A 15933-nucleotide genomic window follows, 5' to 3' on the forward strand; every position below is an offset into this window, starting at 1 on the left:
CCTTTGCAAGCTATTTTAAAAAATGAAACATGTTCAATAAAAATATAAAACTAGTTCTTACCGTTTTGGTCTTTGGCGCAGCCATTTGGCAATTCACAGAAACAAATATTGGCAACGGGATTATGCTGATTTTGCTTTCTTTGATGTTCGTTTTGTTGTATTTCAAAAACGAAATTATTTTGCTCGCTTTTCTTCGACTTAGAAAACAGGATTTTCCTGGGGCCAAGAAATGGTTAGATAAGATTAGAGATCCAAAAGCGGCACTCGTTCCAAAGCAAGAAGGATACTACAATTACTTGAACGGTTTAATGATATCTCAGACCAATATGGTTGAAGCTGAAAAATATTTCAAAAAAGCTGAAAAACTTGGTTTGAATATGAGTGCAGATATGGCAATGACCAAGTTGAATCTTGCCGGAATAGCTATGACCAAAAACCGCAAGCGGGAAGCCGAAATGCTTATGACAGAAGCTAAAAGCTTGGATAAACACAATATGCTGGATGATCAAATTAAAATGATGAAGCAGCAGATGAAAAAAATGGGGCAACCGCAACAACAATTTGGCGGTGGCCGTGGTCGCGGAGGTAGGAGGTTTTAATTAACGAGAGCATATTTATTTATAGATTCTTCTTCGTATTAAGAAATGGAGAGATTTATTTCTTAAACAAGTGTTAAAATAATAAGAATTTCCCTATCTTTATCCAAAGCCTTGGCTTATGGATAGAAAACTACTTTATCTTTTCTTATTGCTAACCTTCACAGCGCAATCACAGATTGAGCAAGGATCTCTGTTCTCTGAAGTGATTGGGAAAAACATTAAGAAATTCACGCAAAATTCTCAAAAAGCATATGAAGTGCATGATTTTGAGCGTGCAGATTTTCTGTTCGATTCTCTCATTAACAATGTGATAAACGGAAGTTATCTAGACAACTTTAAAGTCCGAAAACTTTCTGGCAGAAAAATCGATCTTTATAAATTCGACAAACCAATATTTTTAATGACGTACGCATCTTGGTGTACGCCCGGAGCTGGTGAGGTTCCCGCTCTAAATGACATTGCCAAAAAATATTACAAAGACATAGATTTTGTAGTTCTATTTTGGGACTCAAAAGAGAAAGTTCGTAGGTCTGCACGGAAATATTCCAGTAAAATAAGGATTATTTACGTTGATGAAAAGGAAAACAAAAACGATCATATTGTGGAAATAATGAAACATAGTCTCGGTTTTCCAACTTCCTTTTTTATTGATGAGAACAAACGCATTGTTGATGTAAGGCGCGGTGTTCTTCATCCTTATAACGAAAAATATGAAATTTCTTTTGAGTTAAATTACAACTCATTTTTAAACGGAATTTCACTTCTAAAAAATTTAGGAAACGAATCCAAAGATCATATAGCTTCAAAACAAAACCGCTAAAAACAGGTTGTTTTTAAGAGTTTATTATAAATTAATAACTCTTTATTGATAATATCCTTTTTCAGGAATTTCAATGAAATACTCCTTCCCAGATGCATTTTTCAAAAAGGTATCTCGAAGCCACGGATTATGAAGTTTCAATATTTTATAATTGATTCCGTAAGGTTTTACCCACTCTGCCCAATCGTCAACTGCTGTATCTACTTTTACCTTGTAAGTAGGGATTTCAGGATACAAATCTTTCGTTCTAAAATTGAAGCCATATAACTCAGGATGGGTCATTATCTCCTTAATAGCTATTATTCTGAAAACATATCTGCTTGTTTCATCATTAAGTAGCAAATCGTAATAGCTTGTTTCCTTTTGTCTGTTTATTTGCTTGTTCATACCTCCAACACCTGCGTTATATGATGCTGCGGCCATCGTCCAACTTCCAAATTTTTCTTTAGATTTCTTTAAATATGCTGCTGCAACTATAGTCGCCTTTTCAAGATCGTAACGCTCATCAACATATTCATTAATTTCAAGACCGTATTCTAAGCCTGTTCCTTTCATAAAATGCCAAATACCACTCGCACCTGCAGGAGAACTTTTATACTCTAAAGCACTTTCGGCCACCGCCAAATATTTAAAATCATCTGGTAAACCGTACTTCTTCAGCAACGGCTCTATCTGAGGGAAATATTTATGAGCTCTTTTAAAAAGCAAAAGTCCGTTTGATTGCCAATAAGCATTAACAAGTAACTCACGATCAATTCGTTCTCTAATGTCTGGGTTGTTGAGCGGCATAGGTTCCCCCGCAAAATCTAGACTTTCAGGAATTGGTAATGCATAAACATTATAATCATTAACCAATTTTTTTTCAAAATTCTCGTCCGTTGGAGCATCCTGAACTGCGTTAATACTAATTGCACTTATGGCTAAAAGTGCAACTCCTAAACCTATTTTACTTATCATTTTCATATTGTCAAATTTTGAATAAAGATACTGAATAAAGGCATTTCTAAGTAAAAAAGCAAATTTTATTGCTTAAAAATTTCTAACAGCTTTTTCGAAATTTCTCTGCCTTTATTTAATATCATAATGTGTGTTCCGCCTTTAATAACTTCGCATTCCTGAATATATTTTATAGGGAAAACCATATCTTTTTCACCGTGAAGATGAATGATATTCTCAATTTCCGTCTTTTTTTCCCAAGTAATCATTTGTTCAAGAGCCCAATCTAGGTATTGTTTATTGCGAACGTGCAAATATTGTTGATAAAGCGTTAATCGTTTTTTTGATTTTGGACCAACTGAAAACTTGGTTAAATCTTCAACACTTAAAACCAAACTTGTTGGGATTAATTTGTAAGCCTTTGTCAAACTGGCTATTTTCATTCGTCGTGGTAGTTCACTTCTACTTTTCACGCTGGAAATTATAATGAGTTTTTTTAATTTCAAAAAATAACTCATTTCCTGTACTACTACTCCTCCAAAGGAAACACCTATTAAAATAGCGTTTTTTTCTGTTACTCCTAGTGCCATTCTTTTGGCATAAGATTCCAAACTTTCACCTTTTTCGGGGATCAGCCATTCTAAAATATGGATTTCAAACGTTTCGGGAAATTTAATATTTCTAAAGATTTCGCTTCCCGCCGCTAGTCCGGGAACGAAATAAACATGTGTTTTTTCTGAATTCATAAGTCTTTTCTGAAGAAAAATGGCATAGCCCAAAGATTATTCGTAAATTTACGAGAACAAAGATAAAATTATATTATAGTTTCCTTAAAACTAAAAATTCCACCCATAATTTACTCTAAAGCCAAACCAAACATCCTATTGTATCGTATATAAAACAATGATTTTATGTATTTTAAACACTGCGCCGCACTGTAAACAAGTTTAAAAACTATTGAACAAATTTTTAAAACAATTCACCAATGAGAGAAGATGTAGAAATTACCGACAACGAATTTTTGAGACAATTTGAACTCGAAATTGGCGAAACTATGGCTCGTATAGAATATTCTTTACAGGATCGAAAAATTTTCCTAACCAAATATGAAATGTCTGATGAACTTGAAGAACAAGGTTATAGAGAAGTTTTTATTAAGGCAGTTTTCGAGGAAGTGAAAAGACGCGAAATAAGTCTAGTTCCCACAAGCCCCGAAGTTGCTGGGTTTATGCGAAAAAACCGTAGAAAATATAAAGATTTATTACCTGTTGGAATTAATATTTAGACCGAAACCGTTTCAGAAACAGTAAATCGTACTAAACCATCTTCATCTATCTCCGTAAGTGTAATTTCCTGTAAAGTATTAACCAATTGCGGATTCCACGGCGCTTTTACTTTAACGTAATTTTCTGTGAAACCATGAATGTAACCTTCCTTGTTTTCGCCTTCAAAAAGAACTGTTCTGTTCGACCCTAATTGACTTTCATAAAATGCTCTTCTCTTTTTTGCTGAAAGACCTCGCAACATTTTGCTGCGTTTGTTTCGCACTTTTTTAGGTACAACTCCTTCCATTTCGGCAGCTGGAGTGTTGTCTCTTTCAGAATAAGTGAAAACGTGTAAATATGAAATATCTAATTCATTTAAAAAATGATAGGTTTCTAAAAATCGTTCTTCTGTTTCATCAGGGAAACCTACTATAACATCAACGCCAATGCAAGCGTGTGGCATTAGTTCACGAATTTTGGCAACTCTTTCAATATAAAGTTCGCGCATATAACGGCGACGCATTAATTTCAGAATAGCATTGCTTCCACTTTGCAATGGAATATGGAAATGCGGTACAAAAGTTTTTGATTTTGAAACGAATTCAATCGTTTCATTCTTTAAAAGATTGGGTTCTATGGAAGAAATGCGAAGTCTTTCAATGCCTTCCACTTCATCCAAAGCTTTTACCAATTCAAAAAAAGTGTGTTCGTGTTTTTTATTTCCAAATTCTCCCTTTCCGTAATCGCCAATGTTTACACCTGTTAAAACGATTTCCTTTATGCCTTGTTGTGAAATTTCAAAAGCATTCTGCAAAACATTTTCTAAAGTATCGCTTCGTGATATTCCACGTGCCAACGGAATCGTGCAATAGGTGCATTTATAATCGCAACCATCCTGAATTTTTAGGAAAGCACGAGTCCTATCACCAATGGAATAGGAACCTACATAAAAGTCTGCTTCTTCAATTTCACAAGAATGCACCTCGCCGAAATCATTTTTGGAAAGATCATTTAAATAATCCGTGATTTTAAATTTTTCGGTAGCGCCCAAAACTAAATCAACACCATCAACATCTGCCAATTCATTTGGTTTTAGCTGTGCATAGCAACCAACAGCTGCAACAAAAGCATTTGGATTTGCTTTCTGTGCTTGTTTAACAATGGTTTTGAATTTTTTATCAGCGTTTTCAGTAACACTGCAAGTATTTATAACGTAGATGTCTGCTTTCTCGGAAAAATCCACACGCTCAAAACCTTCTCCTTCAAAACTTCTAGCAATGGTAGAAGTTTCGCTGAAATTAAGTTTGCAACCAAGGGTATAAAAAGCTACTTTTTTTGGTGAATCCATTATTACTTTTGGCATTTAAGAGTGCAAAAATACGAACTCTTAGCCACGAATACACGAATTTTATTATTTGTTGTTCAAGAAGATTGTTCGTGAAAATTCGCCACTAATTCAGAAATGTTTTTCTATTCATCGTTTCTGAAATTAGTATTCAGGAAAAATGCTTCAATAATAAAACACAATCCTTCGTGCGCCCGATAGCTATCGGGACGTGGCCAAAGAAATTACTTTCTAAAAACCAATCTCGAAATAATATTGTTTCCAGAAGCGAAAGCAATGCTATCATTTACAAACTCAATAGCATAAAAACCTTTTTTTGAAAGTTCTTTCCAGTTTTTGCCGCCATCGCCGCTAAAGGAAATTCCGGGCGAACCAACAGCCACAATCCCCTGCCCTTCTGTTCCGGGAATATATCTTACTGAAGAACGATATCCTGGTTCCTTTCCATTGGCAATGAGTTTCCATGTTTTACCTCCGTTTTTGGTTATTGCTTTATTTCCTTCATTAAAAGGTTTGTCTTCCCAGTTTCCACCGAAGACTATTCCGTTGTTTTCATCTCTAAAATCAATACTATAAATTCCTGTCATCGCTTTTCCATGAACAATTGGCGTGTCAAAAATCTCCCAAGTTTTACCTTTATCTGCGGTGTGCATTACGCGCGATTTTCTTCCGCCGGTTGCTACCCAGGCGTTGTCACCAAAGATTGCAATGTTGGAGTTACTTGTCGCAAAAGCTGCTTCCCCTTTTTCTACTTTTGGGAGATTTTCACAAGGAATTTTGCTCCAAGAGTTTCCGCCATCACAAGTTACGATGATTGACATACAATTTTCCACTGGATCACCAATTGCAATTCCTTCATCATCATTCCAGAATTTCATAGAATCGTAAAAAACGTTTTCATCTTTTTCATTAAAAACCTCTTCAATATTAGTGGCTTCGCTTCCGTTGAAACCAATTTTATATAACACAGCCGGATTAGCGATGCTCAGAACAAAAACTGCTTCCTTGGTAACAGCAATGGAACGAAAGTGAAGTAATGAGTCTCCATATTTAATCACGGCAAGTTTTGGTGTGTCGCCATCAATTAAACCAACTTTTCCTTTATCAGCACCAAACCAAACTCTGTTTTCATCCAAAGGTTGAATGGCACGAATGCTCAGACTATCAATAAAAACGGGAGTTATTTCCACTGAACTGATTTCAATTTCAGTTTTCTTTTCACAGGAAAAAAGAAGAAAAACAGTAAAGATTGCAACTATAAAACGCATAGATTTTAATTTTTGCCAAAAGTAGCGTTTATAAAATTCCAAATAACAAAAACCAAATCCCAAATTTTAAATCTGAATTCATTTTTGATTTCGCTTTCGATTTCTATTTCAATTTCAGTTTCAAAGAGATACCTTTGCAACCGCAAAAGTTTTCAAATATTGGAAACTAAATAATTAGCCACGAATACACGAATACTTTTTAATTACTATTCGAGTATTCGTAGCAAAAAAAAAGAACACTTTTCAAAAATGAAATTACACCGAAATTTAGTATTCGCCACCATAGATTCCCTCGACTTGATTTTTAACGAAAACAAGCAAGCCGATAAAGTACTTAAAAATACATTGAAACGCGACAAACGTTGGGGCGCGCGCGATAGAGGTTTTATAGCTGAAACCACTTACGACATCGTTCGATGGAAAAGATTATATGCTGAAATTGCCGAAGTAAACGAACACTTTGATCGTCCAAATCTTTTTAGAATGTTTACCGTTTGGGCAACCCTTAACGGAATCGCAATCCCAGAATGGAAACAATTCGAAGACACGCCAACCCGCCGCATAAAAGGAAGGTTTGATGAACTTTCAAAAATCAGAAAGTATCGCGAGTCTATTCCAGATTGGCTGGACGAGTTGGGACAAAAGGAATTAGGCAAGAAATGGGACAAGGAAATTGCAGCCTTAAACCAACAAGCCGATGTGGTTTTACGCGTAAATACGCTAAAAACAACCGTTGAAAAACTTCAGAATGAATTGGCAGATCTAGAAATTGGAACTGAAACTTTAGAAGGTTATCCAGACGCGTTAAAACTGAAAGAACGCGGCAATGTTTTCACAACAGATGCTTTTAAAAATGGTTTGTTTGAAGTGCAAGATGCTTCCTCTCAAAAAGTGGCCGAAATACTTGATGCAAAACCTGGAATGCGCGTTATTGATGCTTGCGCCGGAGCTGGTGGAAAAAGCCTTCACATTGCAACAATGATGGAGAATAAAGGCCAATTGATTGCTATGGATATTTACGAAAGTAAGTTGAACGAGTTAAAACGTCGTGCCCGCCGGAACGATATTTTCAACATTGAAACCCGTGTAATTGATTCCACGAAAGTGATAAAAAAATTAATTGACAAAGCCGATAAAGTACTGATAGACGCACCTTGTTCTGGTTTGGGAGTTTTAAAAAGAAACCCAGACTCCAAGTGGAAAATGAAGCCCGAGTTTTTGGATTCAATTCGCGGAACGCAAAAGGAACTATTGGATAGCTACTCTAGAATGGTAAAACCTGGCGGACAATTGGTTTATGCTACTTGCTCCATACTTCCGTCAGAAAACGAAATGCAGGTAAAAGCTTTCTTAAGCCGCGAGGCTGGAAAGGACTTCACAATGTTAAAAGATGAAAAAATATTGCCAAGCAAAAGCGGATTTGATGGATTTTATATTTCTTTGCTTCAGAAAAAAGAATAATAAACAAGTTAGCAGTCGCAGTTTTCAGTAGTCTCGCGATTTATCGCGTGCTAGTAGAAATTATTAATTTGTTGCGATATTTTAACGAGTTTAGTGGAATTTTCAACTAAAAAAATAAAATTGATTATAAAAAACTTAGATCTATGAAAAAAATATTTACCCTATTTCTATTAGTAAGCCTGCAAACCGTTTTTGCACAACAACCTTATTACAATGATGTTGACATTACTTTAACTGGTCAAGATCTTTATTTCGCACTTCAGCAAAAAATTGATATTGCCAGTGGTACTTATAATTATGGAGACACTAGAGATTCAATGAAAATAACCGATGAAGATCCTGCTAACAATAGTAATGTACTTTTACTTTACGGTTATGATGATACCGACGGAAGCTGCACCACAGACAGAACTCGAAGCAAAGGTGCTTTTGGAGGTGGAAACTGTGAGTATAACCGCGAGCATACTTTTGTGCGTTCCAATGCAAACCCTCCCATGGGCGACGCAAGTAACAACAAAACTGGAATTGTGGCGGATCCTCAGAATATTCGTCCAAGCGATCAAAAAATGAATGGGAACAGAGGAAGCAAAAAGTTTATGGATGGCTCTGGTCACGCAGATTACGTTGGAAGTGGAAACTGGTATCCAGGTGATGAATGGAAAGGCGATGTTGCCAGAATAATGATGTATATGTATACTCGTTATGGAGACCGTTGTTTGCCTTCCCTAAATGGTGTTGGACCTTTGCAAGGATCTACAGATATGCTTCAGGTCTATCTTAAATGGAACGCAGAAGATCCTGTAACAGATTTTGAAGATCAACGAAACCCATATTTGGAAACTATCTACGGAAACCGCAACCCTTTTATTGATAATCCTTATTTGGCAACCATTATTTGGGGCGGACCTGTAGCTGAAGATCGTTGGGGACTTATTGGCACGCAAGACTTTAATGCTGAAAACATTTCAGTGTATCCAAATCCAACTTCTGAAGTTGTTTGGGTTACTGACAACTCTTCTTTCCCAGTTGAAAGCTATTCGGTTTATGATATTTCAGGAAGAAACGTGATGCACAACACGTTTAATAACGCTGAGAAAAAAGTAGATGTTTCTAACCTTAATAGTGGTATTTATCTTTTGGAATTTATTTCTTCGGAAAAGAGAATCACTAAAAAAATTGTGGTTCAATAGTTTTTCGGAATATTACAAAATTGAAAAGAGCGGGCATTTGTCCGCTCTTTTTTATTTAATTGAAAGTGTAAAATGCTATTTCACAATAATTCGTGCAGTTTGCACAGCCGTGGTTGTTTGGCCACCAGCCTTGATTATATATACTCCACTAGAAGCCGAAGACATATCTAGTTTTAAGTTATAAGCTCCATCCACTTTTCCAACAGGTTTAATACCCAATTCCTGGCCAAGCATATTATAGATAGAAATATAGCCCATACCATCATAATCTGAAACCAATGAAATATCAAAATGTTTATTGTCAGTACTTGTGATTATCAATTCACCGTTTCTAATTGCAAAATCATCAACTCCCAAAGCACCAAGATTTACTGTGTAATCTTCTGTTTCTCCAAATGGAGTGTCCTGACAAGCATTTGCTGGCACAGGTCCATTCCAGTTTGCTCTCGCTCTCATTCTATGATTACCCATTGCCGAGATACCTGGAATAACCAAATTTATAGTTTCGGTATATGTTCCAGGACCTTGACCTGGCGCTATTTGAACATTATCCACAACAACCTCATCTATTGTAAAAATTGAATCGTCATTATAATCAATCCATATTTTTATGTATTGGCTTCCAAAGCCTGTTTTTATGGTAAGTGGCGTGGTGCTATTTGGTGCTAAATTTGCAACCAAATTCGTAAAATCGCCATAACCTTCACAAGCTGAAGGATTGTTAATTTCAGCAATTGAAAATAATCTAAAACCGTGACCGGCTGAACAATTACCTGAAGGCTGACAAATTATATTTTCAACTTGGGAAGTAACTGAGTTGTTTGAATTATCTCCATCACCAGCCAAAGAGGTTGAAACGGCAAGGTTATAAATTCCCAAAGCAGAAAAATCTGCAGTTTGTGCAAAGCTATAGGTCACTTCTTGTTCTGAAGCAATGGTTCCTGTATATGTTTCAACAACTGGTGTTCCTCCGTCAATAACATATTGTACGCTAAAATTTGACTGAGAAGCGGCACCAAAGTTCTTAATTTTTGCCGTAACTGTTTCACTGTTACCTAGACCTGGACTACTAACTGGTGAAACTATAACGGTAGCGCCAACGTCTTTTGCGAATAGATTTTTAACTTCCTTCGTTAATAGGTCATTAGAAGGAAACTCATCTCCTGTTAATTTGGTCTTTACTTCAATACTATAAGTTTGCCCCGGAGTAGAAAGATCTACTGTTTGTGCAAAAGTGTAGGTAGCTGTTGCTCCAGAAGCAATAGTTGCGGTAAAAGTTTCCGAAGCTATTAAACTTCCATCCACACGAAGTTCCAAAGGAATATTTGTTTGTGAAGCGGATCCATAATTTCGAATACTAACTTCAACTGTTTCCGCATTGGTTAAAATACCGTTTTCAGGTTGAACAATAGCGCTTACACCTACATCAGCCGTAAAACCTCCTGAAATTCTAAAAGAAGCTATCTGAGTTCTCCAAGCATTATTTGATGAAAAGTAATCTGCCGTATGCCAAAATGTAAAATTATCAGGATCCATGGTAGTATGGCCATAATCCCCATATCTATAGGTATTGGTTCGTACACCAACTCCATTTTTAATAGTTGTTTCTACTACAGTCATCGTTCCTAAAGGATCACCATCAAAACGACCAGTATAACGTATTCCTACTGGCAAAGTAGAACTACCAATACTATAAGCAAGACCGATGTTTCCATAGATATCCATAGCTGAGCTACTCATAAATCGGCTATTTCCGTCAGCTGGCGCATAAGTTCCCTCTTGGTAAATTGTCCAAGGGCTTGAATCATCATTTCTAAGCTCTATCCATCTAATTCCGCCTGTTTGATTGTTATCAACAAAGGTGTTGAAGGTTATAAGCCAAGAATTGTGATCAGCAAAACTTCTATAGTTTGCTCCAAAAGAAATAATCCCACCGTGTCCTGCAAGTTTTTGACTAGTTCCAGGTTGTGATATTGCTCCTTGTCCAAAAAGTTCACCAGCATCAAATGGATCTGTTGGGATTTCAAGTGGTGCAGAAATAGTGGAATTTGAAGGATTCGTCCAATCTACAGTCATTTCCCAAACTTTTAAATGGTCAAATGAAACACCATTCCATCCATCATCTTGAAGATAGGTAACATATCCCGGCGTATTTGGTGCTATTGTATTTCCTAAAAGGTTTGCAGCTTCAGGGCTTTTTACCTGGTTTGGATTCACCACGATTCCCGGAAGAGAGAATATTACAATTGCAGGGTTTGGCGCACCACTTATAATTTTATCACGGTCCAACGCAAAAGCGCGAGTTGTAGCTCCATCTAAATTTATTGTACCATAATAAGCATCTGGCCAAACAGCATAGTGTGGGTAATCTGGAAAGCCGCTAAAAGAATATTGATACACATTATAAGCTCCCGTAGGATCGCTCGTTGCAGATACTCCAATTGCTAAAGAATTACCTCCATTAATATTTCCAAATTCGCTAACAAGCCATCTGTCTGCCAATTGATCGTACAAAACAATAGGATCGCCACTGTTTCCACCAAAACCTAAAAAGGTTCCTAAAGAAACTGGACCTACCAATAAAGTTCCTGTTTTAGAGAAAATTTTTACCAGTGAATTTACAGAATGTACATAATGATTAGGCCCCACTGCTCCTGTTGGATCTGGAGGAAAAAAACCAGACTCTGACGAAGAAGCGCCAACAAAATTTTGTTCTATAGGTCTAGTAACAATTTGACCTAGTGTTTTCTGAAGATTGTCAATAACCGTTGGTGGAACGTCATTGATTTCAATTTGAGTATTAGATTCGTTTGGAACTACAGTAAGCGTTTTTGGATCTAAATTAAGATTGTTTGGCATTGTTGGAAAATCACGCAAAGGAACTGTCTGACCGACAAAGTTTCCAATAATAATTTGTTCAGGCGGGAATTTTTCTTGTGCGAATATCCCAATGCTTAGCAATAATAGTATTGCAGTAAGTAATTTTTTTTGATTCATCTGATTTAATGTTTAACGTTTAGATAATAAGGGTCGACAAGTTACCAATAAAATTTAATCTAATCATTATCAATCAAAGACTTAATGAATATTATTTTTTTTCTTAATGTCTTTTTTTTGAAATTTAAAATATCTTCAAAATAGGTTACCTTTGCACCTTCAAAAATGAACTAACAATTACAAAGTATGATTCACTTTTTTGGGAACGTTGAAAACACTGTTTTCGCAGTCCAAACCCAGGCAAATATTTCAGAAGAAAACACTAAAAAGTTAGAGTGGCTTTTCGGCAACCAACCTAAAATAGAGCAATCCGTCCTGTCCACAAACGCGGCAGATTTTTTTATTGGTCCACGCGCCGCTATGGTTACACCTTGGAGCACCAATGCTGTTGAAATAACCCAAAATATGGGCATCGATGGAATTAAGCGTATCGAGGAATTTCATAATAGCACAGTTGAAAAAGGAACTTTCGACCCAATGATTTCACAGAAATTTAAAGAGTTGAATCAAGCTATTTTTGAAATTAATATTCTGCCAGAAGCTATTTTAGAAATTGAAAACATTTCAGAATACAACCAAAAGGAAGGTTTAGCCTTGAATGCTGAAGAAGTTGAATATCTAGATAATCTTTCAGAAAAACTAGGAAGAAAACTTACAGATAGTGAGGTTTTCGGGTTCAGCCAAGTAAATAGCGAACACTGCCGCCACAAAATTTTCAACGGCGTTTTTGAAATCGACGGTAAAGAAATGCCTTCTTCCCTATTCAAACTTATAAAAAAGACTTCCGCAGAAAACCCGAATGATATTGTTTCGGCTTATAAAGATAATGTTGCTTTCGTAAAAGGGCCAACAGTAAAACAATGGGCACCAAAAAGTGGTGATAAACCAGATTGGTACGAGGAAAAAGATTTTGAAAGTGTAATTTCCATAAAAGCAGAAACCCACAATTTCCCAACAACAGTCGAGCCTTTTAACGGTGCTGCAACAGGAAGTGGTGGTGAAATCCGCGATAGATTGGCTGGGGGAAAAGGTTCGTTGCCATTGGCTGGAACGGCTGTTTATATGACTTCTTATTCAAGATTGAATGACCCGTTCGACTCCGCTCAGGTTGACAGACCTTGGGAAAAAGCAATGAAGGAACGCGACTGGTTATACCAAACGCCACTCGATATTTTAATAAAAGCTAGTAATGGCGCTTCAGATTTTGGTAATAAATTTGGGCAACCTTTAATTGCTGGTTCAGTTCTAACTTTCGAACATGATGAAAAGCAAGATGTCACCCTGAGCGCAGTCGAAGGGTCTTCGCGTAAACTGGGCTATGATAAGGTTATTATGATGGCCGGCGGAATTGGGTACGGAAAAGCTAGCCAAGCCATAAAAGGCAAACCACAAGAAGGAGATAAAATTGTAATCCTTGGTGGCGACAACTATAGAATTGGAATGGGTGGGGCTGCAGTTTCTTCAGCAGATACAGGGGAGTTTAGCAGCGGTATTGAACTAAATGCAATTCAACGTAGTAACCCAGAAATGCAAAAACGTGCCGCAAACGCCATTCGCGCAATGGTGGAAAGCGACCACAACCCAATAGTTTCCATCCACGATCACGGAGCTGGCGGACATTTAAACTGCTTGAGTGAATTAGTAGAAGAAACTGGAGGTAAAATTGAATTGAATAAACTTCCTATTGGCGACCCTACTCTATCTGACAAGGAAATTATGGGTAACGAAAGCCAAGAACGTATGGGCTTGGTTATTGGTGAAGCCGACATTCAAAAGCTGAAAAGAGTTGCGGATCGTGAGCGTTCCCCAATGTATGAAGTTGGACAAGTTACGGGCGACCAACGCTTCTGTTTTGAAAACAAAAAAGGCGAAAAGCCAATGGATTTCGCTTTGGAAGATATGTTTGGTAGCTCCCCAAAAACTATAATGAAAGATAAAACCATAAATAGGACATATAAAAACTCTGATTATGACGTTTCAAAAATAAAAGAATACGTTGCGCAAGTACTTCAATTAGAAGCTGTGGCCTGTAAAGACTGGCTTACCAATAAAGTAGATCGATGTGTTACAGGTCGCGTTGCGAAGCAACAAACAGCGGGTCCATTGCAATTGCCGCTAAACAACTGTGGTGTTATGGCGCTGGATTACCACGGAAAAGAAGGTGTTGCTACTTCAATTGGTCACTCACCTTTAACTGCTTTAATTGATGCTGCCGCAGGTTCGCGCAATGCTATTACCGAGTCTTTAACCAATATAGTTTGGGCTCCGTTAAAAGATGGTTTAAAAAGCATTTCACTTTCCGCAAACTGGATGTGGCCTTGTAATAATGAAGGTGAAGATGCTCGTCTTTATGCAGCGGTAAAAGCAGTTTCAGAATTTTCAATTGATTTGGGAATAAATGTTCCCACAGGAAAAGATTCACTTTCAATGAAGCAGAAATACAAAGATGGCGAAGTAATTTCTCCAGGAACTGTAATTATTTCGGCAGCTGGAAATTGTAATGATATTCAGAAAGTTGTAGAACCCGTTTTGCAAAAGAATGGTGGCAGCATCTATTATATAAATATTTCACAAGACGACTTTAAATTGGGTGGTTCTTCTTTTGGACAAATTATGAATTCCATAGGAAATGAAGCTCCAGACGTTAAAAGTGCGGCTTACGTTAAAACAGTTTTCAACACTTTACAGGAATTGATTAAAGACGATAAAATCCTCGCAGGTCACGATGTTGCTTCGGGTGGATTGATTACTACTTTATTAGAAATGTGTTTTGCCGATGTTAATCTGGGTGCAAATCTAGATCTTTCTGGTTTAGGTGAAAGTGATATTGTAAAATTACTTTTTGCTGAAAATTGTGGTGTTGTAATTCAAGCTTCGGAAGATGTTTCGGTTGAAAAAATGCTTTCTTCAAAAAATATAGATTTTAAAAAGATTGGAACTATTTCAGATAATGAAACGCTTCATATAAAAAATAATTCAGAAGAACTTAGTTTTAGTATTCCTGAAATGCGTGATGCTTGGTATAAAACTTCGTATTTATTAGATAGAAACCAAATCGGTGCAACTCTTGCAAAAGTACGTTTTGATAATTATAAAAATCAGCCGCTGAAGTTTGAGTTTCCAAAGAATTTCACAGGGAAGGCCTCCCCTAACTCCTCCAAAGGAGAGGAACTCCCAACTGAATGCCCTAAAGCGGCAGTTATCCGTGAAAAAGGCAGTAATAGCGAACGCGAAATGGCTTATATGATGCACCTCGCAGGTTTTGATGTGAAAGATGTGCATATGACGGACCTTATTGAAGGTCGTGAAGATTTAGAAGAAATAAAATTGCTTGTTGCCGTTGGTGGTTTCAGTAATAGTGATGTTTTGGGAAGTGCAAAAGGTTGGGCTGGTTCGTTTTTATATAATGAAAAGGCAAACACAGCTTTAAAGAATTTCTTCGCAAAAGATGATACACTTTCATTGGGCGTTTGTAACGGTTGTCAACTATTTGTGGAACTTGGATTGCTTAATCCTGAAGACGATGAAAAACCAAAAATGCTTCATAATGATACTGGCAAGTTTGAATGTGTGTTTACTTCGGTGAAAATTCAGGAGAATAATTCTGTGATGCTTTCATCTTTGGCGGGAAGCACTTTAGGTATTTGGTCTGCACACGGGGAAGGGAAATTCAGTTTTCCGAATAAAGAAAGTCATTATAACATTGTAGCTAAATATGGTTATGATGCTTTACCTGCAAATCCAAATGGAAGCGACTTTAATACTGCAATGATGACTGATAAAACAGGTCGCCATTTAGTAATGATGCCGCATTTGGAACGTTCTACTTTTCCTTGGAATTGGGGGTATTATCCAGAAGATAGGAAAGATGATGAAGTTTCGCCTTGGATTCAGGCGCTTGTGAATGCTCGTGAGTGGATTGATAAGAAATAAAAACCCGCTACTATATTAAATGACCGTTTGTGATTTTTCGCAGACGGTTTTTTGTTTGTTGTGGGGTTTAACCGCAGAGGCGCAGAGGACGCGGAGAAAAATGTGGTGGTTTGTGTTCT

Annotated in this window: 11 protein-coding genes; 6 read left to right on the forward strand and 5 right to left on the reverse strand. The window is 36.9% G+C overall.

Translation table 11 applies throughout. From position 1 onward, the window contains the following. Positions 1 to 29: 29 nt before the first annotated feature. Positions 30 to 599 (forward strand): hypothetical protein, encoded by a 570-nt coding sequence (locus AEQSU_RS14900; protein WP_014783699.1) that lies wholly within the window; start codon positions 30 to 32, stop codon positions 597 to 599. Positions 600 to 717: 118 nt separating this feature from the next. Further along, positions 718 to 1419, forward strand: coding sequence for a TlpA family protein disulfide reductase (locus tag AEQSU_RS14905; RefSeq protein ID WP_014783700.1), 702 nt, complete (start codon positions 718 to 720; stop codon positions 1417 to 1419). Between the two features lie 42 nt (positions 1420 to 1461). Here the strand turns inward: AEQSU_RS14905 and AEQSU_RS14910 are convergent, their stop codons facing one another. Further along, on the reverse strand, positions 1462 to 2382 hold the full coding sequence (locus AEQSU_RS14910) for a lytic transglycosylase domain-containing protein (protein WP_014783701.1): 921 nt from the start codon (positions 2380 to 2382) through the stop codon (positions 1462 to 1464). Between the two features lie 59 nt (positions 2383 to 2441). Continuing rightward, positions 2442 to 3101 (reverse strand): alpha/beta fold hydrolase, encoded by a 660-nt coding sequence (locus AEQSU_RS14915; RefSeq protein WP_042492569.1) that lies wholly within the window; start codon positions 3099 to 3101, stop codon positions 2442 to 2444. A 239-nt stretch (positions 3102 to 3340) separates the two neighbouring features. Between AEQSU_RS14915 and AEQSU_RS14920 the strand changes: the two genes are divergently transcribed. Further along, positions 3341 to 3640, forward strand: a complete 300-nt coding sequence (locus AEQSU_RS14920; protein ID WP_014783703.1) for a GNAT family N-acetyltransferase — start codon at positions 3341 to 3343, stop codon at positions 3638 to 3640. Here the strand turns inward: AEQSU_RS14920 and mtaB are convergent. Both mtaB and AEQSU_RS14930 read right to left on the reverse strand, forming a co-directional pair. Beyond that, the gene (mtaB, locus tag AEQSU_RS14925) at positions 3637 to 4968 is read right to left on the reverse strand and encodes a tRNA (N(6)-L-threonylcarbamoyladenosine(37)-C(2))-methylthiotransferase MtaB (RefSeq protein ID WP_014783704.1); all 1332 of its coding nucleotides are present in this window, start codon (positions 4966 to 4968) and stop codon (positions 3637 to 3639) included. The genes AEQSU_RS14920 and mtaB overlap by 4 nt on opposite strands. Positions 4969 to 5189: 221 nt before the next feature. Beyond that, complete coding sequence (locus AEQSU_RS14930; RefSeq protein ID WP_014783705.1) at positions 5190 to 6233, reverse strand: beta propeller repeat protein; 1044 nt, start codon at positions 6231 to 6233, stop codon at positions 5190 to 5192. Positions 6234 to 6482: 249 nt separating this feature from the next. Between AEQSU_RS14930 and AEQSU_RS14935 the strand changes: the two genes are divergently transcribed. Together AEQSU_RS14935 and AEQSU_RS14940 are read left to right on the forward strand one after the other, a co-directional pair. Further along, positions 6483 to 7694 (forward strand): RsmB/NOP family class I SAM-dependent RNA methyltransferase, encoded by a 1212-nt coding sequence (locus AEQSU_RS14935; protein WP_014783706.1) that lies wholly within the window; start codon positions 6483 to 6485, stop codon positions 7692 to 7694. Positions 7695 to 7837: 143 nt separating this feature from the next. Continuing rightward, complete coding sequence (locus tag AEQSU_RS14940; RefSeq protein WP_014783707.1) at positions 7838 to 8884, forward strand: endonuclease; 1047 nt, start codon at positions 7838 to 7840, stop codon at positions 8882 to 8884. 75 nt (positions 8885 to 8959) lie between these two features. Here AEQSU_RS14940 and AEQSU_RS14945 read toward each other — a convergent pair whose 3' ends face one another. Further along, positions 8960 to 11881, reverse strand: a complete 2922-nt coding sequence (locus AEQSU_RS14945; protein WP_014783708.1) for a GEVED domain-containing protein — start codon at positions 11879 to 11881, stop codon at positions 8960 to 8962. A 186-nt stretch (positions 11882 to 12067) separates the two neighbouring features. On the opposite strand from AEQSU_RS14945, the gene purL reads away from it, so the two are divergent. Beyond that, positions 12068 to 15814 (forward strand): phosphoribosylformylglycinamidine synthase, encoded by a 3747-nt coding sequence (purL, locus tag AEQSU_RS14950; RefSeq protein ID WP_014783709.1) that lies wholly within the window; start codon positions 12068 to 12070, stop codon positions 15812 to 15814. Positions 15815 to 15933 lie beyond the last annotated feature (119 nt).

This window comes from Aequorivita sublithincola DSM 14238 (genome assembly GCF_000265385.1).
Classification (GTDB): Bacteria; Bacteroidota; Bacteroidia; order Flavobacteriales; family Flavobacteriaceae; genus Aequorivita; species Aequorivita sublithincola.